The sequence below is a fragment of the Cobetia sp. 3AK genome (assembly GCF_029846335.1).
Taxonomy (GTDB): domain Bacteria; phylum Pseudomonadota; class Gammaproteobacteria; order Pseudomonadales; family Halomonadaceae; genus Cobetia; species Cobetia marina.
Map to the genome: position 1 here is coordinate 81,482 of NZ_JARWKR010000010.1, position 24,379 is coordinate 105,860.

Here is a 24,379-nt window from a genome sequence, read left to right on the forward strand (position 1 = left end):
TGATCTGAACGAACAATTCGCCTGATGAATCGGCTCGCAGCCTCACGAGACACTGGCTCGTGATACTGGCTCGCCAGCTCATCAGGCCCATGACAGCGGCAAGGAGAAGAGTGTGTCCCACGCGTCAGACAAGATTTCCGCGGATATCGAAGCCTACCTGCAAGAACACGAGCGCAAGGACCTGCTGCGCTTCATCACCTGCGGTAGCGTCGATGACGGCAAGTCGACCCTGATCGGTCGTCTGCTGTTCGACTCCAAGCTGATCTATGAAGATCAGCTGGCCTCCATCACCCAGGCCTCCAAGACCAGCGGCACCACCGGTGATGAAGTCGATCTGGCCCTGCTGGTCGATGGCCTGCAGTCCGAGCGCGAGCAGGGCATCACCATCGATGTCGCCTATCGCTTCTTCTCGACCGACAAGCGCAAGTTCATCATCGCCGACACCCCGGGACATGAGCAGTACACCCGCAACATGGCCACCGGTGCCTCGTCCGCGAGCCTGGCGATCATCCTGATCGATGCGCGCTACGGCGTGCAGACCCAGACCCGTCGTCACAGCTTCATCGCCGACCTGCTGGGTATCCAGCACCTGGTGATCGCGGTCAACAAGATGGATCTGGTCGACTACTCCGAGGCGCGCTTCAACGAGATCGTCGCCGAGTATCAGGAATTCGCCGACAAGTTGAATGCACCGGATATCCGCTTCGTGCCGATGTCTGCGCTCAAGGGCGACAACGTCGTCAATCGCAGCCCGTCACTCGACTGGTACACCGTCGATGGTCAGGCCGGACCGTCGCTGCTGGAGGTGCTGGAAACCGTCGAACTGACTCGCGATCAGAACCTCAGCGATCTGCGCTTCCCGGTGCAGTACGTCAATCGTCCCAACCTCGATTTCCGTGGCTATTGCGGCACGCTGGCGGCCGGTGTCGTGCGTCCGGGTGACAGCGTCAAGGTGCTGCCGTCCGGCAAGATCTCGACCATCGAGCGCATCGTCACCTTCGATGGCGACCTCGAGATCGCCTATCCGGGCCAGGCCATCACGCTGACGCTTGACGACGAGATCGACATCTCGCGCGGTGACTGGCTGGTGGCGGCAGACGCCGAACTGCCGCTCTCCAATGCGCTGGAAGCGGATGTCGTCTGGATGCACGAGAAGCCGCTGCAACCGGGCCGTCAGTACGATATCAAGCTGGCGACCCGTGATCTGACCGGGCAGGTCAGTGCCATCGATTACCTCTACGACGTCAACACGCTGGAACATCACGAGGGCGACAGCCTGGCACTGAACGCCATCGGCCGCGTCCAGCTCGAGCTGACCCAGTCGGTGCCGGTGGACGACTACCGTTCAAGCCCGGGCACCGGCAGCTTCATCGTCATCGATCGTCTGAGCAACGTGACCGTCGGCGCGGGCATGATTCGTGGCGTGGGCCGCTCCGGCACGCAGGCAACCACGCAGCAGACCGATTGGGCCGCGTTTGAAGCCGATCTCAACGCGCTGGTACGCAAGCACTTCCCGCACTGGGAAGCCCGCGACGTGCGCGAGCTGCTGGGCCGTGGCAACTGAGTCTTTGCAACAGAGTCTTGGCAACTGAGCCGTGGCAACTGAGCCTTGGCAATATGAGTCGCGGTAACGGAGTCGGGCCGGCACGGTCGACTCCGTCGCATGACCCGATAACAACAACGCTGGACACGCGATAACAACACGGCCTGCTGGATATGAAGCCGGAGAACGCAGAAGCCCCCATGGCCGCAAGGCGATGGGGGCTTTTTGCATGGCGCGGGTCACGTCAGCGCATCAGGCGGCAGCGGCGTCGATGGCGAGCGGTGCGGAGGGGCCGAAGTGCTCGTGATGGCACTGGGTGAGCGGTACGCCGATGCGATTGAGATGCTGGATCATGCTCTGCATGAAGCCATGCGGACCGATCACGAAGGCCTGCAGGGACTCGGCACTGGCACCTGTTGCGGCAATCTGACGTGCCAGCCAGTCGCGCTCGATGATGCCCAGGTGCGCATGCGTCGGCAGAGTGTCAGCCTTCTCGTAGCAGACCTGATAATGCAGCTGCTCGGGATACTGCGCGACCAGTGATTGCAGCGTGGTATCGAAGGCATGTACCTCGGGATTGCGGGCCGCATGCAGATAGATCACCTGACGGCCCGCCGCGAGCGCTGCCTCCAGCAGCGAGAGCATCGGTGTCTGGCCGACGCCGGCAGACAGCAGCAGTACCGGGGCCTCGGGGCTCTGGGGCGCGGCATGCTCGAAGGTCAGCTCGCCGGCCGGCGGCAGCAGATCGATCTCGTCACCCACATTCAGCGCATGCAGATACTGGCTGGACTGGCCGTGGTCTTCACGCTTGATCGAGATACGGCAGAAGTGCTCGTCCGGCGCGTGTGACAGGCTGTAATGACGGTGGATCACGCCCTGCGGCGTCGTCAGGCGCATGCCGATGTACTGGCCCGGCAGGAAGGAGAACATCGGACCTTCCACTGGCGCCAGGTACAGCGAGCGAATCTCGCGGCTCTCGTCCTCCGTGCGCACGATGCGAAAGCGGCGCAGCCCCTGCCAGCCGCCGCGGGTGGCAGCGAAGCTGTCATAGCGGCCCTGCTCGGCGGCGATCAGCACGGCGGCCAGCTCTCCGTAGAGGGCGCCCCAGGCGTCGGCGATCTCCGGCGTGACGGCGTCTCCCAGCACCTCACCGATGGCGGCCATCAGGCACTCGCCGACGATGGGGTAGTGCTCGGGCAGGATATTGAGCGAGACGTGCTTGCTGACCACGGGCGCGAGCAGGCGGTCCACCGCCTCACGCGAGTGGCGTGCGCCGACATAGGCGAGCACGGCGCCGGCCAGTGCACGGGCTTGACCACCACTGGCCTGGTGCGTCTGATTGAACAGCGGCTTCACTTCGGGATAGCGCTCGAACATCAGCGGATAGAAGCGCGCGGTAATGGCGTTGAGGTGCTCGGCGACGACGGGAGCGGTGGCGGCGATCAGGTCTTCCTGGGCGTTGGTCAGCATGGCGATACCTCGTGATGAATGTCGCCATGAAGAGAGCAAGGGCCATGCCAACTCGTCAGGCCAGTATCCATGCGTCCCCGAGAGCGGTGATGTGAAAAACACACGACGCGTGAAGGTGTCAAGATGACATCTTGCGTGTCAGGATGACATCATCTGTCGCCATGACGATGTCTTGCGACACGCCGTCGCGTGAGCCGCGTGCTCATCATCCAGTACCTCGCCCGCCATTTCCGGTTGACTGACGTCAGGAATCCCGCATGCCCGAGACTCCCTTGCCACGCAATGATACGCCCCTTGCCGCCCTGAACGCCTGGCTTGCTGCCTGGTTGACGGAAGAGGAGGGCGGCAAGCGGCGTGCCTTGCCATGGACCCGTCTGCTGGCCGCGATCATGCAGCGTCTGCCCGGAGAGGCCGCGACGCTGATGCGCTATCTGCCGGAGCGTGACGAGTTGCTGCCGCTGGCCACGCATGGGCTACCTGCCGAGGTGCGCGGCCGGCGCTTTGCGTTGTCAGAGCATCCGCGGCTCAAGGCGATTGCCGAGCACACCGGTGTCTATCGCTTCGCGGTGGACAGTGACCTGCCGGACCCCTTCGATGGCCTGCTGGGGGAAGTGCATGGGCCGGATCTGCTGGTGCACGACTGTGCGGGTATCGCGCTGCGCGAAGGGGACAGGTTGCTGGGCGTGATGACCTTCGATGCGCTGACACCCGGCGTGTTGGCCCCGCTGGAAGCGCTGGAGGTACGGCAGGTCGGCGATGCCGAGCTGGCAGACGTCCTGGCGCAGGAGCATCAGGAGCATCAGGAGCTTCATGACCTGCTGACGCTGCCCACCTGCTGTCTGGCGCTGGCATCACGGCTTGAGCGTGGGGCCGCTCCGCTGACCGGCATGGCAGCGCTTGCGCCGGGCATGACACCGCAGGCCCAGAGGACCTGTCCGCAGCGCGGGCCAGCGATGGCGAGACTGGAGGCACAGCTGGAAGCGGTAGCCGATACCGACATGACGGTGCTGGTGACGGGCGAGACCGGGGTGGGCAAGGAGGGCGTGGTCCAGCGGTTGCACGATGCGTCGCGTCGCGCCAGTCGGCCTCTGGTGCGCATCAACTGTGCCGCGCTGGCACCGGAACTGGTCGAGAGTGCGCTGTTCGGGCATCGGCGAGGGGCCTTCTCCGGCGCGTCCCATGATCACCGTGGCCATTTCGTGATGGCCGATGGCGGCACCCTGCTGCTGGACGAGATCGGTGAGCTGCCACTGGCGCTGCAGCCCAAGCTGCTGCGGGTGCTGCAGGAAGGTGAATTGCAGCCGCTGGGCAGCGATCGCGTGGTCAGGGTGGACGTGCGCGTCATCGCGGCGACCAATCGTGATCTCGAGGCCGAAGTCGCCGCCGGGCATTTCCGCGAAGATCTCTACCACCGCCTGAGCGTCTATCCGCTCAGGGTACCGCCGCTGCGTGAGCGCGGACGAGCGGATCTGCTGGCGCTGGCGGGAACCTTTCTCGAGCACAACCGCACGCGCCTCGGGCTTGGCAATCTGCGCCTGACGCCGGCGGCGGAGCGTCTGCTGTGTGACTACCCGTGGCCCGGCAACGTGCGTGAGCTGGAGCACTGCCTGAGTCGTGCCGCCCTGCATGCGCGGCTGGCGCAGGGGGCTCATCCGACGCGCCTGCGCGCCGATGGGCGTCAGCTGGTGGTGATCACGCCGGAGTTGCTGGGGCTGGAGGCGAGTGCCGAGGTGGCGCACGAGCAGGCCGGTGGCATTGCCCTCCACGCCGCACAGGAGGGGCATGGCACGATTCAGGCGGGGAGAGCGAACCCGGCGCTGCGTCATGTCCTGCAGGACATCGATGAAGCGCTGGGGTTGCGTGACGCCACCGAGGCGTTTCAGCGCGAGCACATCTCGCGGGTCTGGCTGGCGAGTGATCGCAACTGGGCAGAGGCCGCGCGCAGGCTCAAGGTCGATCGCGGCAATCTGTATCGACAGGCCCGGCGGTTGGGCATCGTGTGAGGCGAGAGACGAAAACGGCGGTGCTCGATGAGCGCCGCCGCCGGGTGTCGTCTGCCCTGGCGCAGACATCGCTGGGAGAGAAGGTGCTGCGCAGATCAGGCGCGCGTGGCGATCAGCACCGCACGCCGTGGTGCCGGATGGCCTTCACGGGTCAGGCGTGGGTCGTCAGGGTCGAGGAAGTCGCTCAGCGAGTGATAGGTCATCCACTCGGTCGAGCGTTGCTCATCCAGCGTGGTCACCGCTTCATCGACGATGCGCACGTCCTTGAAACCGGCGCGCTCACACCAGTGGGCCAGCGCCCGGGAGGACGGCAGGAAGTAGACATTGGGCATGGCGGCGTAGCGCTCGCCGGGCATCAGTACCGTCGTCACGTCACCTTCCACCACCAAGGTCTCCAGCACCAGTTCGCCGCCGGGGCGCAGGGCATCGCGCAGCTGGAAGAGGTGATCCATCGGCGAGGGGCGATGATAGAGCACCCCCATCGAGAACACGGTGTCGAAGGCGGCCATCTTCGCGGGGACGTCCTCGATGCCCACCGGCAGGAAGTGCAGGTTGCGCCCCTGGGGGTGATCCGCGCCGATGAAGTGACGCACGGCATGGAACTGGCAGTAGAAGCGCGGGGAAGGGTCGATCACCAGCGTGAAGGCGGCACCAGCGCCGACCATGCGCCAGCCGTGGTAACCATTGCCGCCCCCGACATCCAGCACGCGACGGTGAGTGAGATCCGACAGATGCGGCGCGAGGCGCTGCCACTTCCAGTCGGAGCGCCATTCGGTATCGATATGGATCTCGTCGAGCTGATAGGGGCCCTTGCGCCACGGCATCATGGCGCGCAGCAGATTCTCGCTCTGGCGTTGCTGCCCCGTGCTCAGGCCTGTCGGAAAGCATGCACCGACACGGTCGGCATCCAGCTGCACCTCGCGCTCGTCAGGTAGCGTCGGCAGCTTCTCCAGTGCCCCATGCCAGGCCTTGAGGTCAGCATGGCGCTTGCGGTCCAGACCCTTGGCCAGTTGCTCGGGCAGGGCGCCCAGCCAGCGGGCGAAGCCGTCACCGACGGCGCCTGGCTCACAGGCAAGCTCGGTGAAGGCGCGGTAAAGATCACGATCGTAGGGGGAAATGCTCATGCGCTGGGTCGGGTCCGTGCAGGCGTAGCGGTCATTCGGCGGCTTTGAAAGCGACCATCGAGGCAAAGTTCAGGTATTGCAGCCAGGTGTGGCTGCGCGCGAAGCCGGCGCGTGCCAGGCGCGCATGGTGAGTGGCGAGACTGTCGGGCTTCATCACGTCCTCCAGCGCTTCGCGTTTCTGCGAGATCTCGAGGTCGGAGTAGCCGTTGGCGCGCTTGAAGTCGTGATAGCGCTCGATCAACCAGGCGTTCTCGACCGGGTCGTCGCTGATGATCTTCTCGGACAGGATCAACACGCCGCCGGGCTCCAGCGCCGCAAACAGCTTGTCGATCACGGCGTCGCGGTCCTGCGGCGGCAGAAACTGCAGGGTGAAGTTGACCACGATCATCCCGGCAGGCTGGTACTCCAGGGTGCGGATATCGGCTTCACTGACGTTGATGCGATGGTCCGGGAAGGCGTCGGCGAGCTCGCGGCTGGCGCGCTCGACCATCGGCCGGGACAGATCGACGGCTTCGATCTCGATGTCCTGGGCCGCCATCTCACGTGCCAGTGCCATGCTGGCAGCCCCCAGCGAGCAGCCCAGATCATAGACGCGTGCGCCAGGGCGCAGGTGAGCGCGGGCCATCAGCCCCAGCATGGCGATGATCTGACCGTACCCCGGCACCGAACGGCGCAGCATGTCCGGGAAGCAGCTGACGACCTGTTCGTCGAAGGAGAAGCTGGCAACACGGTCAAGGGGTGTCGTAAATATCGCGTCACGGTAAGATGCATCACTCATGGATCAAGGCTTCATCGGGCAGAGGGCCTGGGCGACATGCCATTGGCCGGGGAGCGGCTGGGCTGAGTGCCCTGCTGGGCCCGCCATTCTACGCATTCGAGGTGCCTGACGCACCCGCCGCGGCTTGCCGATGATGCCTCCATCAACCGATTTCTGACCGGGCCACGCAGGGCCGGTCGCGACACTTCAAGGAGAGAGGTGGCCATGTCCACTCCATCGTCTGCACGTTCTGCCCGCCGTAACAGTCAGGCCTGGCAGGCCCTCGCGCGTCATCATCAGGAGCAGATGGCCGATGTGCACCTGAAGGACCTGTTCGCCGAGGATGCGGCGCAAGGGCGCGATCGAGTGACGACCTTCACCCGTTCTGCCGCGGGCCTGCGCCTGGATCTCTCCAAGCAGCGTCTCAAGCAGGAGACCCTGGAGCTGCTGCTGGAGCTGGCGCGGGAAACCGGTGTCGAGCAGGGCATCAAGCGTCTGCTGGCCGGTGAGCACGTCAATCGCTCGGAAGATCGCCCGGCCCTGCACGCGGCCCTGCGTCTGCCACGCTCAGCAAGTCTCGAGGTGGATGGCGAGGATGTGGTACCTGCCATCCACGAGAGCCTCGAGCGGCTCGCCGAGATGGTCGAGACCTTCCATAGCGGGCAGTGGCGTGGCGCCACCGGCAAGCCGATCACCGATGTGGTCAATCTGGGGGTCGGTGGCTCGGACCTGGGGCCGCTGATGGTCTCGAGCGCGCTGAGCGATTGCCGTCCCAAGGGCGTCCATGAGGTCGGCGTGCACTTCGCCTCGACCATGGATGGCTCACAGCTGGCGGACTACCTGCAGTCCTTCAGTCCGGAAACCACCTTGTTCATCCTGTCGTCCAAGTCGTTCTCCACCATCGACACGCTCTCCAATGCGCGCACCGCGCGTGACTGGCTGAAGTCGCGCCTTGACCCGCAAGGCCGTCTGGAAGGACTGATCAATCGCCAGCACTTCATCGGTGCATCCGCCAAGCCGGAGAAGATGAGCGAGTGGGGCATCGCGCCGGAACATCAGCTGCTGTTCTGGGACTGGGTCGGCGGGCGCTACTCGCTGTGGGGCACCATCGGACTGCCCATCGCGCTCAATGTCGGCATGGACAACTTCCGTCGCCTGCTGGCGGGGGCGCATGAGCTGGATGAACATTTCCGCACCGCACCGCTGGAAGACAATCTGCCGGTATTGCTGGCGCTGGCGGGTATCTGGAACAACAACTTCCTCGATATTCGCGCCCACTCCATCCTGCCCTACGACGGCCGCCTGGAATACTTCGCCAGCTACCTCGAGCAGCTGGAAATGGAATCCAACGGCAAGTCGGTCACCAACGATGGCGAGATGGTCGATTACTCCACCTGCCCGGTGCTGTGGGGCCAGCTGGGCCCGAACGCCCAGCATGCCTTCTATCAGCTGCTGCATCAGGGTACCCAGGCAGTGGAATGTGACTTCATCGCGCCGATGCGTCGCTATGACCATGTCGAGGACGCCGAGACCCGTGCCCACCTCAAGGCGCAGCACCGTCTGACACTGGCCAACTGCTTTGCCCAGTCGCGCGTGCTGATGCTGGGCGATGACGCGATACCGGGTGACGAGGCCCAGCCGAATCACAAGCGTTATCGTGGCAATCAGCCCTCGACCACCTTGCTGCTGGAAGCGCTGACGCCGGAAACCCTGGGGGCCCTGATCGCGCTCTACGAGCAGAAGGTCTTCGTCCAGGCCACCATCTGGGACATCAATCCGTTCGATCAGTGGGGCGTGGAGCTGGGCAAGCAGATCGCCACCGCCACGGAAGCGACCATGACCACGGGAGAAGGCTTCGAGCAGCTGGACGCTTCCAGTCGTGCCTTGATCGAGTCCGTGTGGGCCGCCCAGGGGCAGGACCCGCGCTGACGGGGGATCACGCAGGAGATCATCCTCTGTTGATTTATACAGTATTCTCGCTATCCTATATGGGAATCAATCGTTTACACTAGACACCTTGCCGCGAACCGAGCGTGAGCCGTTCGGTTCGCGCGTGTCGGGAGCGCTGATGAGCCGTCCCCATTACCCTGCGCAGGCAGGCGTTGTCGTTCCTCCGGTCAGGGGCGTGTTGTACCTGCATGGTTTCAACTCGGCCAGTTGCTCGCCCAAGGCGCAGTTGATGAAGCGTGCGGCCGCCGAATTCGGTCTGCCCTGCGTCGCGCCTGACATCCCACCGCAGCCCGCTGCCGGGCAGGCGTTGGTGGAGGAGGCCTACCAGGCGCTCTGCGCGCAGTTGGATCTCGACCCGGCTGACCCTGCCTGTGACGACGCCATCGTGGTGATCGGCAGCTCCATGGGTGGCTTTCTGAGCACCTGGCTTGCCGCGCGTGAGGCTGCGCGACTCGATGGACCCCAGGGCTGCGAGCAGAGCGTATGGCGTCAGGGGCCGCGCACGGTATTGATCAACCCAGCCGTGCGCCCGGTCAGGCTCGTCACGGCATGGCTGGGGTCGACCCACGCCAACCCCTATACCGGCGAGTCCTTCACCGTCACCGAAGCATTCGGGCCGGCGCTGGCCGCACTGGAAGCGATCCCCGTCACGCCGCAGCGCACCCTCGTGCTGCTTGCCACGGCGGACGAGACATTGGACGTCAACGATGCCGCAAGCCTCTATCAGGATTGCCGGCTGATCCTCACGCCGGGAGGGGATCATGGATTTGCCAGACTGGCGGAGTACCTGCCTGCCATCATGGCGCATGCCGGCCATCGTCTGGCCCCGTCGCTTGCGACATCCTTCCACGTCGCACCCTGCTAACGTGTCGAGGACGGTTGGGCGTGCGGGCCGGACAGGAAGATGAATCCGTCATCGGATCGTTCGGCCAGCGGCGACTCTCTTCAGAAAATCAGGCAGAGGCATCGCCATCCGTGATGCGTCTGCCGGACGTCAACACCAAGGACACAAGGCTGCGATGAGTCAGTACAGCGCCAGTTCCATCGAGGTTCTCTCCGGCCTCGAACCGGTCCGCAAGCGGCCCGGCATGTATACCGATACCACTCGGCCCAACCACCTGGTCCAGGAAGTCATCGACAACTCCGTCGATGAGGCGCTGGCGGGTCACGCGAAGGAAGTACGCGTGAAGCTGCTGGAAGACGGCGGTATCGAGGTGGCGGATGATGGTCGTGGCATGCCCACTGACATCCACCCCGAGCATGGTGTGACCGGGATCGAGCTGATCCTCACCAAGCTGCACGCGGGGGGCAAGTTCTCCCAGGACAGCTATCGCTTCTCGGGCGGCCTGCACGGCGTGGGGGTCTCGGTGGTCAACGCCCTGTCGACACGCCTTGAGGTGGAAGTCTGCCGTGAGGGTCTGCGTCAGCGCATTGCCTTCGAGAATGGCGAGAAGGTCGAGGAGCTGAGTCAGATCGGTACCGTCGGCAAGCGCAATACCGGCACTCTGGTGCGTTTCTGGCCGGACGAGAGCTACTTCGACAGTCCGCGTCTGGCGATGGCGCGCCTGCGTCACCTGCTGCGCGCCAAGGCGGTATTGTGCCCGGGGCTCAAGGTCGTGCTGACCGAGACGGATGGCAGCGAGACGGCCTGGCATTACGAGGATGGCCTGCGCGACTATCTGCTCGGCGCCACCGATGGTTTCGAGCGACTGCCGGAATCGCCGTTCGTCGGTCATTTCGAGGATGAGGAGCATGGCGTCGACTGGGCCATCCAGTGGCTGCCGGAAGGCGGCGAGCTGGTGCAGGAGCCCTACGTCAATCTGATCCCCACGCCGCTGGGCGGCACCCACGTCAATGGCCTGCGTTCCGGCCTGCTCGAGGCACTCAAGGAATTCTGTGACTACCGCAGTCTGCTGCCGCGTGGCGTCAAGCTGAGTGCGGATGACCTGTGGGAGCGCGCCGCCTTCGTGCTGTCGGTGAAGATGCTCGATCCACAGTTCGCCGGTCAGACCAAGGAGCGCCTGTCCTCGCGCAGTGTCGCGGCCTTCGTCTCCGGCGTGGTCAAGGACGCCTTCTCGCTGTGGCTCAATCATCATGTCGACCAGGCCGAGGCGCTGGCGGAACTGGTGATCTCGGCGGCCCAGCGCCGTCTGAAGAGCGCCAAGAAGGTCGCGCGCAAGAAGGTGACCTCCGGGCCTGCGCTACCGGGCAAGCTCTCGGATTGTTCAAGCTCCGACCCTGCCGACAGTGAGCTGTTTCTGGTCGAGGGGGACTCGGCCGGCGGCAGCGCCAAGCAGGGTCGCAACCGCGAGACCCAGGCGATCCTGCCGCTGCGCGGCAAGATCCTCAATACCTGGGAAGTCGAGTCGCATGACATCTACTCCTCCCAGGAAGTCCACGACATCGCGGTCGCCATCGGGCTGGACCCGGGCTCGGATGATCTCACCAAGCTGCGCTACCACAAGGTCTGCATCCTGGCGGATGCCGACTCCGATGGCCTGCACATCGCCACGCTGCTGTGCGCGCTGTTCGTGCGGCACTTCCCGGCGCTGGTGGATGCCGGGCGCGTCTTCGTCGCCATGCCGCCGCTGTATCGCATCGACCTGGGCAAGGAAGTCCATTACGCCCTGGACGAGAGCGAGAAGGCGCACATCCTCAAGCAGCTCGAGAGCAAGCGTGGCACGCCCAACGTGCAGCGCTTCAAGGGGCTGGGTGAGATGAACCCGCTGCAGCTGCGCGAGACCACCATGGCACCGGACACTCGCCGCCTGGTGCAGCTGACGCGCAGTGCGGATGACGGCACCCACGAGATGCTCGACATGCTGCTGGCCAAGAAGCGCGCCAGTGATCGCAAGAGCTGGCTCGAGGACTACGGCAACATGGCTGACATCGAGGTCTGATCATCGGTTGAGCTTTCACAGCCATTTGAACTTCGAAAGCCAACTGGGCTTCGAGAGCAGTTGAACTTCGAAAGCCAGACAAGCTGCGCGACAGCATTCTTTCGGGAGCGCCAGAGTCTTGCGCTCCCCGGTTTTACGCTCGTAATCAAGGTCAAGTGCCCATGAGCATGGATATCCAGGTCGCGGAGGGTGACGTCGAACGTCTGGCCCTGCGTGACTACACCGAAAAGGCGTACCTCGACTACTCGATGTACGTGATTCTCGACCGCGCCCTGCCGCATGTCGGTGATGGCATGAAGCCGGTACAGCGCCGCATCGTCTACGCCATGCGCGAGCTGTCCCTGACGGCCAACGCCAAGTACAAGAAGTCGGCGCGTACCGTTGGCGATGTGCTGGGCAAGTTCCACCCGCATGGTGACAGCGCCTGTTACGAGGCCATGGTGCTGATGGCGCAGCCGTTCAGCTATCGCTATCCGCTGGTGGATGGGCAGGGCAACTGGGGTAGCCAGGATGACCCCAAGTCCTTCGCGGCCATGCGTTACACCGAATCGCGTCTGTCGAAATATTCCGAGGTGCTGCTGTCCGAGCTCTCCCAGGGCACCGTCGACTGGGTGCCCAACTTCGATGGCACCATGAACGAGCCCAAGGTGCTGCCGGCGCGTCTGCCCAATGTGCTGCTCAACGGCACCACCGGCATCGCGGTGGGCATGGCGACCGACATTCCGCCGCACAACGTGCATGAAGTCGTGGCCGCCACACGCCACCTGCTGCGCAACCCGGACTCCGACAGCGATCAGCTGATGGACTTCCTGCCGGCACCGGATTTCCCCACCGAGGCGGAGATCATCACGCCGCGCACCGACCTCGCCAAGCTCTATCGCACCGGTCGTGGCAGCGTGAAGATGCGCGCCCGCTATGTGCTGGAAGAAGGCGATATCGTGATCACGGCGCTGCCGTATCAGGTCTCCGGCGCCAAGGTGATCGAGCAGATCGCCGCCCAGATGCAGGCCAAGAAGCTGCCGATGGTCGCGGACCTGCGCGATGAGTCCGACCACGAGAACCCGACGCGCCTGCTGATTCAGCCGCGCTCCAATCGGGTCGATATCGAAGGCCTGATGGCGCACCTGTTCGCCACCACGGATCTCGAGAAGAACGCGCGCGTCAACATGAACGTCATCGACCTCAAGGGTCGCCCGCGCGTGATGGCGCTGCACGAGATGCTGGCCGAGTGGCTGCGTTATCGTCGTGCCACCGTGCGTCGCCGTCTCGAGCATCGTCTGGCCAAGGTCGAGGATCGTCTGCATATCCTCGAGGGGCTGCTGACGGCTTACCTGAATCTCGACGAGGTGATTCGCATCATCCGCGAGGAGGAAGACCCCAAGGCCAGCCTGATCGAGACCTTCCAGCTTTCCGAGCGTCAGGCCGAGGCGATCCTCGAGCTGCGTCTGCGTCACTTGGCACGCCTCGAAGAGATGAAGCTGCGGGGCGAGCAGGACGAGCTCAAGCGCGAGCGCAAGCACCTCAAGCATCTGCTGGGCAATGACGAGGCCCTGACGGACCTGATCGACAGTGAGCTTGAGCAGGCTGCCACTGACTTCGGCGATGCACGTCGCTCGCCGCTGGTCGAACGCGGCGAGGCCAAGGCGCTGTCGGAAGTCGAGCTGATGGGTGCCGACCCGATCACCGTCGCGCTGTCCGAGAAGGGCTGGATCCGTGCCGCCAAGGGACATGATATCGACCCCGAAGGCCTGTCCTACAAGGCCGGCGATCGCTTCCATCTGGCGGCGCGCGGCAAGACCAATCAGCCGCTGGTGCTGCTGGATGACACCGGGCGCGCCTACACCCTGGCCGCGCACAATCTGCCCAGTGCGCGCGGGCAGGGCGAGCCGATCACCGGGCGCATGAATCCGGCGGCGGGGGCTTCGATGGTCGGGCTGCTGCTCGACGCACCCTCGGCGCGCTATCTGCTGGCCTCCGATGGTGGCTATGGCTTCGTGACCACGCTCGAGCAGCTGACCGGCAAGAACAAGTCCGGCAAGGCGGCGCTGACCTTGCCGCGCGGCTGTGCGGTACTGCCGCCGGTGGCGATCCCCGAGGTGCCTGAGACGGCGCAGGGGGATGCCGCGCCGCCGGAAGTGGCGGTGGTGTCCAACGAAGGGCGTCTGCTGGTCTTCCCGCTCGCCGAGTTGCCGGAAATGTCCAAGGGCAAGGGCAACAAGATGCTGTCGATTCCGGGCGAACGCGCCGCCAATCGTGAGGAATTCGTGCGCTCGCTGGTGGTCGTGCCTGCCGGGGCCACGCTGGTGGTGCACGCCGGCAAGCGCAAGACGCTGCTCAAGGGGGCGGATCTTGACTACTATCGTGGCGAGCGTGGCCGACGCGGCAGCAAGTTGCCCAAGGGCTTCCAGAAGGTCGATCGTCTGGCCGTAGACAGTTGATGATGCCAGTGGCGAGCTGCCCTGGAGGTAACCTCTTGATGATTCATTGCTCAGGAACGATTTTCCGATGACACAACGTATCTTGATCCGCGCCACCGGTGCGGCTCGTCCGGGACAGCTGGCAGGGCTCGGTCAGGCGCTGGCCCGCAGTGGCGCACGTCTGCTGGATATCAATCAGAGCGTGACCTTCGGGCTTGTGTCGCTGGAAGCGCTGGTGGCACTGGAGGCGCAGTCCGAACTGGAAGCGGCGCTGAGTGCTGCCGGGGAACAGCTGGGACTGGATGTGCAGGCCGTGCAGGTCGGCGCCGAGGAATATGCACGCTGGAGCCATCAGCTGGAGCGCCCGCGCTGGATTCTGACGCTGCTGGCGCCGCGGCTGCCGGCGGGCATTCTCGCCGAGGTCGGCGGCCTGACGGCGGAATTCGGTATCACCGTCGAGCTCATGCATCGCCTGTCGGGGCGTGAACCGCTGGATGGCGAGTCACCGGCCGAAGGCGCCTGTGTCGAGTGCTGGCTGCGCCTGCCGGAGCACGAGACCGACATCAATGCGCTGCGCGAGAAGGCGCTGGCGCTGGGCGCGCTGCATGGTGTCGATATCGCGATCCAGGAAGACGATATCTGGCGTCGTCATCGCCGCCTGATCTGCTTCGACATGGATTCGACCCTGATCAAGACCGAGGTGATCGATGAGCTGGCGCGTCGTCATGGGGTCGGCGAGGAAGTCTCGCAAGTCACCGAGCGTGCCATGCGCGGTGAGCTGGACTTCCAGGAAAGCTTCCGTGAGCGAATGAGCAAGCTCAAGGGGCTGGACGAGTCGGTGCTGGCGGAGATCGCCGCCAACCTGCCGCTGATGGATGGGGTCGAGCGTCTGATGGCCAATCTCAAGGCGCTGGGCTATCGCACCGCGATTCTCTCCGGTGGCTTCACCTACTTTGCGCGTCACCTCCAGCAGCTGCTGGGCTTCGATGAGATCCACGCCAACGAGCTGGTGATCGTCGATGGCAAGGTGACCGGTGAGGTGCGTGAACCGATCGTCGATGCCGAGCGCAAGGCACTGCTGCTGCGCGAGATCGCCGAGCGTCACGGCCTGCGCATGGAGCAGACCATCGCTGTCGGGGATGGTGCCAACGACCTCAAGATGCTTGCTGAAGCAGGGCTGGGCATCGCCTTCCGCGCCAAGCCGCTGGTACGTGAACAGGCGCGTCAGTCGATCTCGACGCTGGGGCTTGATGCCGTGCTCTATCTGATGGGCTACCGCCAGCAGGACCTCAAGCACTGAGTCTGCAGTGAGTGCCTGACGTTGCCTTATCGAAAACGCCCTCACCGCGGTTGCGGTGGGGGCGTTTTCGATGCTCGGGGCGGATGGGACGGGGTCTAGTCCCAAAGCAGCAGGGTGGTTTTGCGCACGGTGACTAGACTGGTGACAGGCGCCGACGACTCGGAGTCTGTCTGTTGTCGCCCTCCCAAAACGCCATTCGCCACGCCGTCAGGAGTTTGCCCATGCCGTCACCCTATGACGATGAACTGCACCTGCTGTGTCTGTTCCCGCATGACGCCGCCCTCAAGGGCTTGAAGATTCGCCACGATGCCAGTCCTGACATGGTCGCTGCGGCAGAACGTCTGCACGCCAAGGGCCTGACCACGCTGCCCGATGGTGGCTATCTGACCTCCGTGGGTCGTGAGGCTGCCGAGCATGCCCATCGTCTGAACGATCTGCTGCACGTTCCCCAGGCCATGACAGGGACCTGAACACCGCGCATGAGCCCCGGATACGGCGATATACGGGGCAGGTGCAATAACGCAAGACGCCCCGCGGCAGCCTGCCGGCGGGGCGTCTTGCGTTATTGCCTGAGGGGTCAGGCCTTGTGCTTGCGGTAGGTCGCGCGCGTGATCTCGACGATCTCCACGCTGACCTCGCGAGCGGCCTCGCAGTGCGGCTTGAGGGCTTCCATCAGGATGTCCGCCAGACGCGACTTGTCGTCATCGCTTCGGCCTTCCAGCTGATGGCAGTGAAGGTTGACGAAGCCATGCTTGTGCGCCAGTGGTGCCTGATTGCCCGCCAGGCGCCAGTGACGCCAGCTTTCCGCGCGCACCTTGATGTCGCTTTCCTTGAACAGGCCGCTTTGCATGGCGGCGGCATGCAGGTCATCCATGATCGCGTCCATGTCGAGGCTGGGGGCCAGACTGTCGGCATAATCAATGACGAGATGAGGCATGTGATGGGCTCCTTGAGCGTGGCCACGCCTCTTGGGGCGTGTGCCGATGGTGATGATGGCCAGCGATTCTAGCGAAATGGGGCCGCGATGGTAGCAGATTTTCGCAAGCGCACCGCGCATGGCGCAGTGCTGACCTCAAGGTCTGATCTCATCGGCTGATCTCATCGGTGGATTTCAGCTGCGGGCAATCAGCGTGGCTCTCGTAGGGTCCGGATGGTCATCATGGCCGACAGTCTGGGTGTGGTCTGCAAGGTGGCCCGGGGAGTGAGCACCACTCAGGGGCGTCTTGGAGCGGCGCCCGGGGATCTCGCGCACCAGACGTGGCATCAGGAAGCCGGGCAGATGCTCCAGCAGTGCCTCCATCAGGGCGCAGGCGTCTTCATCGCTGACCGCGAAGTGGGCGGCGCCCTGGACGGGGTCGAAGGCATGCAGGTAGTAGGGCAGCACCCCGCACTCGAACAGTCGCTCGGCGAGGGCCGTCTGCGTTTCCACCGAGTCATTGACGCCGCGTAGGATGACGCTCTGGTTGAGCAGGGTGACCCCGGCTGCCTTGAGGCGTGTCATGGCCGCGGCGACCTCCGCGTCCAGCTCGTTGGCGTGGTTGCTGTGGATGACCAGCACCTTCTGCAGTCGCGTCGCCTTCAGCCAGTCCAGCAGCTCGGCATTGACGCGATCCGGTATCACCACCGGCAGGCGGGTGTGGATGCGCAGACGCTTGAGATGCGGTATCTCGCCCAATGATTCCACCAGCCAGGCCAGTCGCCTGTCGGGAGACACGAGCGGGTCGCCACCCGAGAGGATGACCTCGTGGATGCGCTCATCGGCGCGCAGGTAGTCGAGAATGTCCTGCCATTGCGCGCGGCTGGGCTGGTGGTCTTCATAGGGAAAATGGCGCCGGAAACAATAGCGGCAATTGATCGCGCAGCCACCGCTGGCCATCAGCAGCACCCGGTTGGTGTACTTGTGGATCAGTCCCGGGAGCGGGGTGTGCTCCGCTTCTTCCAGCGGGTCGGTGACATAGCCGTCGAGCACGTCCGTCTCGCTGTCCAGTGGCAGCACCTGACGCAGCAGCGGGTCATTCGGGTCTTGGGGGCGGATGCGGCTGGCATAGGCCTCGGGAACGCGGATCGAGAACAGGGCATGGCCGTCGCTGGCGCCGGGAAGCCATTCGTGATCCAGTCCCAGGCGGTCCAGCAGCGCCTCGGGAGAGCGAATGACGTCGCGCAGCTGTGCACGCCAGTCACCGCGCGGACTCGAGTGGAGTGCGAGGGGCGTCACATCGTGACTTTCGCACGTCTCATGCGTGATGGTATGCAAGGATGGCGAGGTTCGGGTTATCATGCGCATCACTTCTTAGTCATGGTTGCTGCCCGTGAGGCGGCAATCTGGAATTCATGGCGGGCAAGACCCGTTAACGAGTCGAGAGCGAGCAAGATGGCCAATTATTCTACCAACGAATTCAAGTCCGGTCTGAAAGTGATGCTGGACAATGACCCCTGTGCCATCGTTGACAATGAGCTGGTCAAGCCGGGCAAGGGGCAGGCCTTCAATCGCGTCAAGCTGCGCAACCTGAAGACCGGTCGTGTGTGGGAGCGGACGTTCAAGTCCGGTGAGAGCATCGAAGCTGCCGACGTCATGGAAGTCGACATGGAATACCTCTACACCGACGGGGAAATGTGGCACTTCATGCGTACCGATGGCTCCTTCGAGCAGTATGCCGTCGATGGCAAGGCGCTGGGCGACAACATCAAGTGGCTGAAAGAGCAGGTCGTCTACACCATCACGCTGTGGAATGACAACGCGATCGCGGTGACTCCGCCGAACTTCATCGAGCTGGAAGTCGTCGAGACGGATCCGGGCCTCAAGGGTGACACCGCCAACGGTGGCTCCAAGCCGGCGACGCTGTCTTCCGGTGCCGTGGTGCGTGTCCCGCTGTTCATCAACCAGGGCGAAGTGCTCAAGGTCGATACGCGCAGCGCCGAGTACGTCTCGCGCGCCTGAGCCTTTTTGCTCACGTCGTGACCCCTCTGATGCCTCGCCTCGTGCGGGGCATCATCGTTTGTGCCGGTCAATCCTGCAGGCTGGCCACTGTCCCTTGCTGATCCACTCGTCGAGCTCGCCATGTCAGACGTCGATATTTCCTCTGATTCTCCCCAGACTCCCTTGCCGCAAGACTGGGCGCCCACCGCGACGCGAGAGCGCCTCGTGCAGCGCGCACGACTGATCAATGAGGTGCGGGCCTTCTTCGCCGAGCGTGAGGTGCTGGAGGTGGAGACGCCGGTGCTGGGGCAGGCCGGCTCGACCGACGTGGGGCTGGCCTCGTTGTCATCGTCGTTGCAACTGCCCGGTGAGCGTGAACGGGTGCCGATGTGGCTGCAGACCTCGCCGGAATTCCACATGAAGCGTCTGCTGGCGGCCGGCAGCGGGCCGATCTTCCAGATCGCGCGTGCCTTCCGCGATGGTGAGGTCAGTCGTCGCCACAATCCCGAGTTCTGCATGCTGGAATGGTATCGCCCCGGCATGAGTCTCGAGGGCCTGAGAGAAGAAACCTGTGAGCTGATCCAGCGCGTGATGGCGCTCGGGGCGCAGCTGACCGGCAAGTCGTCGCTGCTGGACACCTCTGATGCATCAGACGCCTCAGGGGCTGGTCCTGCCGTCACGGCCTACCGTGATCTCTTCCGGCGAGTGCTGTCACTGGACCCGTTCAGTGCCTCTCTGGACGAAGTGCGCGCGGCATGCGGGCGTGAGTGCGCTGTCGATGCCAGTGACTGGTCCCATGAGACCTGCCTGGATGCGCTGATGAGTCTGGTGATCGAGCCGACATTGGGACAGGGCGCCGTGGAGCTGGTAACGGACTATCCTGCGGCCCAGGCGGCGCTGGCACGCAAGCATCGGGATGCTGAAGGGGATTGGGTGGCCTCGCGTTTCGAGGCGTATGTCGCAGGGATCGAATTGGCCAACGGTTACGATGAGCTGACCGATGCCGCCGAGCAGGCATCGCGCTTCGCGGCTGACAATGCCGAGCGTCATGCGGCAGGCCTGCCGCAGGTCGCGGCAGACCAGCGCCTGGTGGCCGCCTTGCACGCCGGGATGCCGGCAGGCAGTGGTGTGGCGCTGGGGCTGGATCGTCTGATCATGCTGGCACTGGGTGAGCGTGATATTGCCGCAGTGGTTGCCTTTCCGGCAGCACGTGCTTGAGGTGTCACGTTGCTCGCAAGCAATTGCGTTTATCTTTGACACGCTAGGGACATCTGAGTCGTCTAGACTGCAGGTATCAGACAGGGAGTCTGATGTCGTCATACCGGCGTCGTAGCGGGGCAGACATTCCCTCTGGGTACCTGCTCCATCGATCGGCACGGGGTGAGGCGATTCACATGACCGAAGGAGTGGCTGTCGGGCGCCTTTCATCGGGCATGGTGACAAGGTGTCGACAGGGGTCTCGCATGAGCTTCACGGAGCCGCTCATGAGAGATTCCGGCAGTAGAGCCTCAAGAGAACTACGCCATTCAGGGAGGAAGACTCGCAGTTGGACGAACAGGCATGTCCAGGCACGTTGGCGAGATGCTGACGTGCAAGGATGCCAGAGGGGGCCGGTTGATACTGGTGCCTCAGTTGAAAAGGGAAGCCTGGCGGCTTCCCTTTTTTATGTGTCATCCATTGCCTTCGGCAGCGCTCCTGCCTGTCATTCGCTGTCTGGCGCGAAGGTTTCCTCATTGCCGAGGGCCGACTCGTCAACGACCTGCGACTCGCAGGAGGCTGGCCGCATGCCGAGTGACTGCCCCATGCTGACCTTCTGGCCCGGCATCAGGGTGTCATCGAACTCGACGCTGTCCGGGAAGCACATCACCACGGTGGAGCCGAGCTGGAAGCGACCCATCTCGGCGCCCCGTGCCAGCTCGATGAGTTGATCGAAGCGGGTCGTCTCGACATCGCCGGACAGTGGCGTGACCTGGCCGCTCCACACGGTCTTGATCGCCGCGACGATCATCGCGCCGACCAGCACCATGGCCATCGGGCCGTGTTCGGTCTCGAAGATGCAGACCAGGCGCTCATTGCGGGCGAAGAGGCCCGGCACATGCGTGGCGGTGGCTTCATTGACCGAGAACAGGCGTCCCGGCACGTAGGCCATCTCCACCAGGCGGCCCGCCAGGGGCATGTGGACGCGGTGATAGTCCTTCGGTGACAGATAGACGGTAGCGAAGCGGCCGTTGCGGAAGGGGGCGGCACGCTCCTCGCTGCCACCCAGCAGCTGGGTCAGCGAGAAGGCCTGACCCTTGGCCTGCACCAGGGTGCCGTGGCTGATGGCCCCGAACTGCGACAGCACACCATCGGCAGGCGAGACGAGTCCTTCCTCGATGGGGCGGGCCTCTTGCTTGAGGGCGCGGGTGAAGAAGTCGTTGAAGCAGGCGTAGGCGCGCGGATTCTCCTCGAGCGCCTCGTTCATGTTGACGTCGTAGGCCTTGATGAAACGTTCGATGAAGGTGTTCTTGACCCACGGGTTCTCGCAGGCGGCGATGCGCCCGATGAGGCGTGAGATCAGGTGCTGGGGTAACGGGTATTGGCTCAGAGAGAACAGCTTGGCACGATCCACGATGTTGATCCTTGCAGAAAAGAGAAGCCCGCCCCGAAGGGCGGGCGCTGACCAACGAGATGGCGGCCAGCAGGCTGGCAGCACCTTAGCCCATCGTCATTGGCCGCTCAAGCGCGGGGGCAGGCAGGGGCAGCAGCGAGCCCCCTCCGGCCGCTCAGCGTTCTATCGGCGTGTCCTCGCGATTGCCCCATTCCTTCCAGGAACCGGGATAGGCGCGAATGTCCTCGAACCCCAGTGCACGCCCCACCAGCCAGGTCAGGCCTGAGCGGTGGTGGCTCTGGCAGTGCGTCACCACATGCTGCTCGGGACTGATGCCCCGCGCGCCCAGCTCGGTGATCAGCTCGGCATAGTCACGAATGCGCAGGTCGCGCTCGCGGTCCATGGCCTCGGTCCACTCGAAGTGCACGGCGCCCGGGATATGGCCAAGGCGCGCATTCTGGCCTTTTTCTCCGCGATACTCCTCCAGTGAACGGGCATCCCACACCACGACCTTCTCCTCGGGGGCCTCGGCGGACAGGCGCTCGAGAATATCCTCGCGGGTCGCCATCACGCTGGTATCGACATAGGCGGCGTGATATTCGCTGGCCTGCCATTCGCTGGCAGCCTCACTCAGGGCAAGTCCTTCACCCTGCCAGGCATGCAGACCGCCGTTGAGATAACTGAAGCGCGTGTGGCCCAGCAGCGCGAGGGTCCACAGCAGACGACCTGCCCAGCCACCGCCTTCGTCGTCATAGGCGACGACATGGCTGTCCCGCGTAATGCCCAGCTCGGACATGATGTCGGACAGCGCCTGTGGGCTCGGCACGCCGGGGATCTCGTCCTCGTTGCTGCCGACCAGGCGCTTGAAGTCGAGCAGGCGTGCACCGGGCACATGACTGGCATGACTCTCGGCCTTGAGCGGAACATCGACGATCACGATGTCCGGGTGGTCAAGCAGCGGCAGCAGCTGCGCAGGCTCGACGATCAAGGGCAGCAGGTTCTGCTCGGAGCTGAACGAGGCGGAGGCCGTCGGGTCGCAAGACGTTGACTGGGAAGAGGAGGGTGACATGGCGTGGTCCTTGCTTCATCGATGGGGATGATCCTTGTGAGCATCATGGCATGCTGGCGGCCAGTGGCGTCAAGTCGCGGCTTGCGGGGCAGATGGCGGACGCCAGGCGGGAGATGGCAGGCACTGCCATGCGCCGCTGCAGCGGTTCTGGCGAGAAACGCTCAATTCGTGCTGACTTTGCGTCTATAATGCTGCCCGTCACATGCCGGGCGAAGAATGTGACGCGCAAGTGGTGGCGAGCGCTGGTCGTCATGCACAGCGTCATGCACGGAGACGGTGCGTCATTCGCAGTGCCTTGCGCTGGTGCCATGCTCTGGCGCATCAGTGCCTTGCGCTGCGGCGTCTGTCCGTCCCTGCCTGTCAGGGACGAATCGCCACATCCGGCAGTGTCCTGCAAAGCGCACAGCCTCTGAAACGCCTGCAGTGAAATCCGTCTTGTCTCCAACCAATCGCGACCTAGTCCACGGGAGTCTCACCTTGTTCGAGCGCCTCTTTTCACTTCGCGCCGAAGGCACCACGACGCGCACGGAAGTGCTGGCAGGCATTGCCACCTTCCTGGCTTCGATGTACATCATCGTGGTCAATCCCGGCATTCTGTCCGCTACGGGCATGCCGTTCAGTGCCGCACTGACCGCCACCGTGCTGGTCAGCTTCTTCGGCAGCCTGATGATGGGACTGTACGCCCGCAATCCGATCCTGGTGGCACCGGGCATGGGCATCAATGCCCTGTTCGCCTACACCATGGTGCTGGGGACCGGCATGCGCTGGGAGGTCGCGCTGGGGTGCGTCTTCTGGGCGGGTGTCATCTTCGCCATCCTGGCGCTGTTCAACGTGCGACGTCTGGTCATCGATGCGATTCCCGCTCAGCTGCGCTATGCGATTGCCTGCGGTATCGGCCTGTTCATCACCCTGATCGGGCTGGTGAATGCCAAGCTGATCGTATCCAACCCCGTCACCGTGGTCAGCGTCGCCCCCATGACGCCCTCGCTGGTGATCTTCATGATCGGGCTGGCGCTGACGGCGGTTCTGGTCGCCAGACGTATCCATGGCGCCTTGATCATCGGCATCGTGGCGACCACGCTGATGGCGGCCACCATCGGCCGTCTGTGGGGGGACGGGACTGCCTACTTCCCGCCCGAGATCGCGCAGCCGACGCTGGTCAACTTCACCGGCATCTTCGCGGCACCTGATTTCAGCGGCCTGCTGGCACTGGATTTCATGGGCTCACTGAAGATCGCCTACGTGCCCTTCATCTTCGTCATCCTGTTCACGGTATTCTTCGATGCCCTGTCCACCTTCATGGCAGTCGCTGAGGCGGGCAATCTGAAGGATGAGAATGGTGACCCGCGCAACATCCGTCGCTCGATGATGGTCGATGCCTTCTCGGCGCTGGTCTCCGCACCGCTGGGCACCAGCCCTGCCAACGCCTATATCGAATCGGCGGCCGGTATCAGCCAGGGTGGGCGCACCGGTCTCGTCGCCGTGGTCGTGGCACTGTGCTTCCTGCCGTTCCTGTTCCTGGCGCCGTTGCTGTCGCTGGTGCCTGCCATCGCCACCGCGCCGGCGCTGATTCTGGTCGGCGTGTTCATGATGGAGCCGATTCGCAAGATTCACTGGCACCAGTTCGATGATGCGATTCCGGCCTTCATCGCCATGGTGATGATCCCGCTGACCTACTCCATCACCCACGGGATCGTGTTCGGCTTCCTGAGCTTCGTGATCATCAAGCTGGGGGTTGGCAAGGCGCGGGAGATTCGCCCGACCATGTGGGTGCTGTTCGCGCTGTCGATCCTGCTGTTGCTGGAAGGCTGAGGGGACGCGATTGCGTCGGACGCCTTCTCTCGGTCGAGAACGAAAAAATCCCGCCAGTCTTGGACTGGCGGGATTTTTTGTGGCCGACGAGATGGCGCGATCAGGCGATCATCCAGCCCAGGAAGGTAAGTCCGAGGAACACCAGCAGGATGCCGCCGATGATCGAACCTCTGAGCAGTGACGTGACGCCCTTGAACAGCAGATATAGCCCGAACACCAGGCCCAGCAGACTGAACAGGGAGGTGCTCATGCCCAGCTCACCGGCCAGACCACTGAAGAAGCCCTTGAGGGCGTCGTCGAAATTGGCGAAGAAGCCGCTCAGGCCCTCCACGATGAAGCGGATGGCGGCGCCAAGCTGAGTGCCGATCCAGTTGAAGAAGTCTTCCATTGCGCACGGTATCCGGACAGAAAAGAGGCCACAGTGTGCCATGAATGCAGCGTGGACGCTGTCGTGCTGTTGCACTGCGGCATGTGGGCCCGAGCGTCACTCCTCACTCACCCGCTCACTTTTACTCTCACTCGCACTT

At 64.0% G+C, this 24,379-nt stretch carries 19 protein-coding genes; 11 read left to right on the plus strand and 8 right to left on the minus strand.

The features are described 5' to 3' along the window. The first annotated feature begins 112 nt into the window (after nt 1–112). The gene (gene cysN / locus QD228_RS14100; protein ID WP_084208200.1) at nt 113–1,564 is read left to right on the plus strand and encodes a sulfate adenylyltransferase subunit CysN; all 1,452 of its coding nucleotides are present in this window, start codon (nt 113–115) and stop codon (nt 1,562–1,564) included. A gap of 231 nt (nt 1,565–1,795) precedes the next feature. Here cysN and QD228_RS14105 read toward each other — a convergent pair whose 3' ends face one another. Further along, on the minus strand, nt 1,796–3,013 hold the full coding sequence (locus QD228_RS14105; RefSeq protein WP_279875919.1) for a globin domain-containing protein: 1,218 nt from the start codon (nt 3,011–3,013) through the stop codon (nt 1,796–1,798). A 257-nt stretch (nt 3,014–3,270) separates the two neighbouring features. Here QD228_RS14105 and norR point away from each other — a divergent pair, with 257 nt between their 5' ends. After that, on the plus strand, nt 3,271–5,016 hold the full coding sequence (norR, locus tag QD228_RS14110; RefSeq protein ID WP_279875920.1) for a nitric oxide reductase transcriptional regulator NorR: 1,746 nt from the start codon (nt 3,271–3,273) through the stop codon (nt 5,014–5,016). A gap of 95 nt (nt 5,017–5,111) precedes the next feature. Here norR and cmoB read toward each other — a convergent pair whose 3' ends face one another. Together cmoB and cmoA are read right to left on the minus strand one after the other, a co-directional pair. Beyond that, nucleotides 5,112–6,140, minus strand: coding sequence for a tRNA 5-methoxyuridine(34)/uridine 5-oxyacetic acid(34) synthase CmoB (gene cmoB / locus QD228_RS14115; RefSeq protein WP_279875921.1), 1,029 nt, complete (start codon nt 6,138–6,140; stop codon nt 5,112–5,114). Between the two features lie 31 nt (nt 6,141–6,171). Next, on the minus strand, nt 6,172–6,918 hold the full coding sequence (gene cmoA, locus QD228_RS14120; protein WP_176503991.1) for a carboxy-S-adenosyl-L-methionine synthase CmoA: 747 nt from the start codon (nt 6,916–6,918) through the stop codon (nt 6,172–6,174). Between the two features lie 204 nt (nt 6,919–7,122). Here cmoA and pgi point away from each other — a divergent pair, with 204 nt between their 5' ends. The 6 genes from pgi (at nt 7,123) to QD228_RS14150 (ending at nt 15,934) form a co-directional block, all read left to right on the plus strand. Next, entirely contained in the window at nt 7,123–8,826 is a 1,704-nt protein-coding gene (pgi, locus tag QD228_RS14125; protein WP_084208205.1) for a glucose-6-phosphate isomerase, read from the plus strand. Between the two features lie 139 nt (nt 8,827–8,965). Continuing rightward, nucleotides 8,966–9,712, plus strand: a complete 747-nt coding sequence (locus QD228_RS14130; protein ID WP_279875922.1) for a YqiA/YcfP family alpha/beta fold hydrolase — start codon at nt 8,966–8,968, stop codon at nt 9,710–9,712. A 154-nt stretch (nt 9,713–9,866) separates the two neighbouring features. After that, the gene (gene parE / locus QD228_RS14135) at nt 9,867–11,747 is read left to right on the plus strand and encodes a DNA topoisomerase IV subunit B (RefSeq protein WP_077374248.1); all 1,881 of its coding nucleotides are present in this window, start codon (nt 9,867–9,869) and stop codon (nt 11,745–11,747) included. Between the two features lie 161 nt (nt 11,748–11,908). Then, the gene (gene parC / locus QD228_RS14140) at nt 11,909–14,185 is read left to right on the plus strand and encodes a DNA topoisomerase IV subunit A (RefSeq protein WP_279855255.1); all 2,277 of its coding nucleotides are present in this window, start codon (nt 11,909–11,911) and stop codon (nt 14,183–14,185) included. Nucleotides 14,186–14,252: 67 nt separating this feature from the next. Further along, on the plus strand, nt 14,253–15,464 hold the full coding sequence (gene serB, locus QD228_RS14145) for a phosphoserine phosphatase SerB (RefSeq protein WP_077374242.1): 1,212 nt from the start codon (nt 14,253–14,255) through the stop codon (nt 15,462–15,464). A 221-nt stretch (nt 15,465–15,685) separates the two neighbouring features. Beyond that, a complete protein-coding gene (locus QD228_RS14150) occupies nt 15,686–15,934 on the plus strand; it encodes a TIGR02647 family protein (RefSeq protein ID WP_077374239.1) in 249 nt (82 codons plus the stop codon). A gap of 107 nt (nt 15,935–16,041) precedes the next feature. Here the strand turns inward: QD228_RS14150 and QD228_RS14155 are convergent, their stop codons facing one another. Both QD228_RS14155 and epmB read right to left on the minus strand, forming a co-directional pair. Further along, nucleotides 16,042–16,401, minus strand: coding sequence for a 5-carboxymethyl-2-hydroxymuconate Delta-isomerase (locus tag QD228_RS14155; protein ID WP_077374236.1), 360 nt, complete (start codon nt 16,399–16,401; stop codon nt 16,042–16,044). A 174-nt stretch (nt 16,402–16,575) separates the two neighbouring features. Next, entirely contained in the window at nt 16,576–17,679 is a 1,104-nt protein-coding gene (gene epmB / locus QD228_RS14160) for an EF-P beta-lysylation protein EpmB (protein WP_279875923.1), read from the minus strand. A gap of 156 nt (nt 17,680–17,835) precedes the next feature. On the opposite strand from epmB, the gene efp reads away from it, so the two are divergent. Continuing rightward, the gene (gene efp / locus QD228_RS14165) at nt 17,836–18,402 is read left to right on the plus strand and encodes an elongation factor P (RefSeq protein ID WP_077374233.1); all 567 of its coding nucleotides are present in this window, start codon (nt 17,836–17,838) and stop codon (nt 18,400–18,402) included. A gap of 162 nt (nt 18,403–18,564) precedes the next feature. Next, complete coding sequence (epmA, locus tag QD228_RS14170; protein ID WP_279875944.1) at nt 18,565–19,599, plus strand: EF-P lysine aminoacylase EpmA; 1,035 nt, start codon at nt 18,565–18,567, stop codon at nt 19,597–19,599. Nucleotides 19,600–20,083: 484 nt separating this feature from the next. On the opposite strand, the gene asd is transcribed toward epmA, so the two are convergent. Next, complete coding sequence (gene asd / locus QD228_RS14175) at nt 20,084–20,992, minus strand: archaetidylserine decarboxylase (RefSeq protein ID WP_077374230.1); 909 nt, start codon at nt 20,990–20,992, stop codon at nt 20,084–20,086. Nucleotides 20,993–21,146: 154 nt separating this feature from the next. Next, a complete protein-coding gene (locus QD228_RS14180; RefSeq protein ID WP_077374227.1) occupies nt 21,147–22,040 on the minus strand; it encodes a rhodanese-like domain-containing protein in 894 nt (297 codons plus the stop codon). 477 nt (nt 22,041–22,517) lie between these two features. Between QD228_RS14180 and QD228_RS14185 the strand changes: the two genes are divergently transcribed. Continuing rightward, nucleotides 22,518–23,852 carry an NCS2 family permease gene (locus QD228_RS14185; protein ID WP_084208211.1) on the plus strand — a complete coding sequence of 445 codons (1,335 nt, stop codon included), beginning with the start codon at nt 22,518–22,520 and terminating at the stop codon, nt 23,850–23,852. A gap of 100 nt (nt 23,853–23,952) precedes the next feature. Here QD228_RS14185 and QD228_RS14190 read toward each other — a convergent pair whose 3' ends face one another. After that, nucleotides 23,953–24,240, minus strand: a complete 288-nt coding sequence (locus tag QD228_RS14190) for a hypothetical protein (RefSeq protein ID WP_077374218.1) — start codon at nt 24,238–24,240, stop codon at nt 23,953–23,955. Nucleotides 24,241–24,379 lie beyond the last annotated feature (139 nt).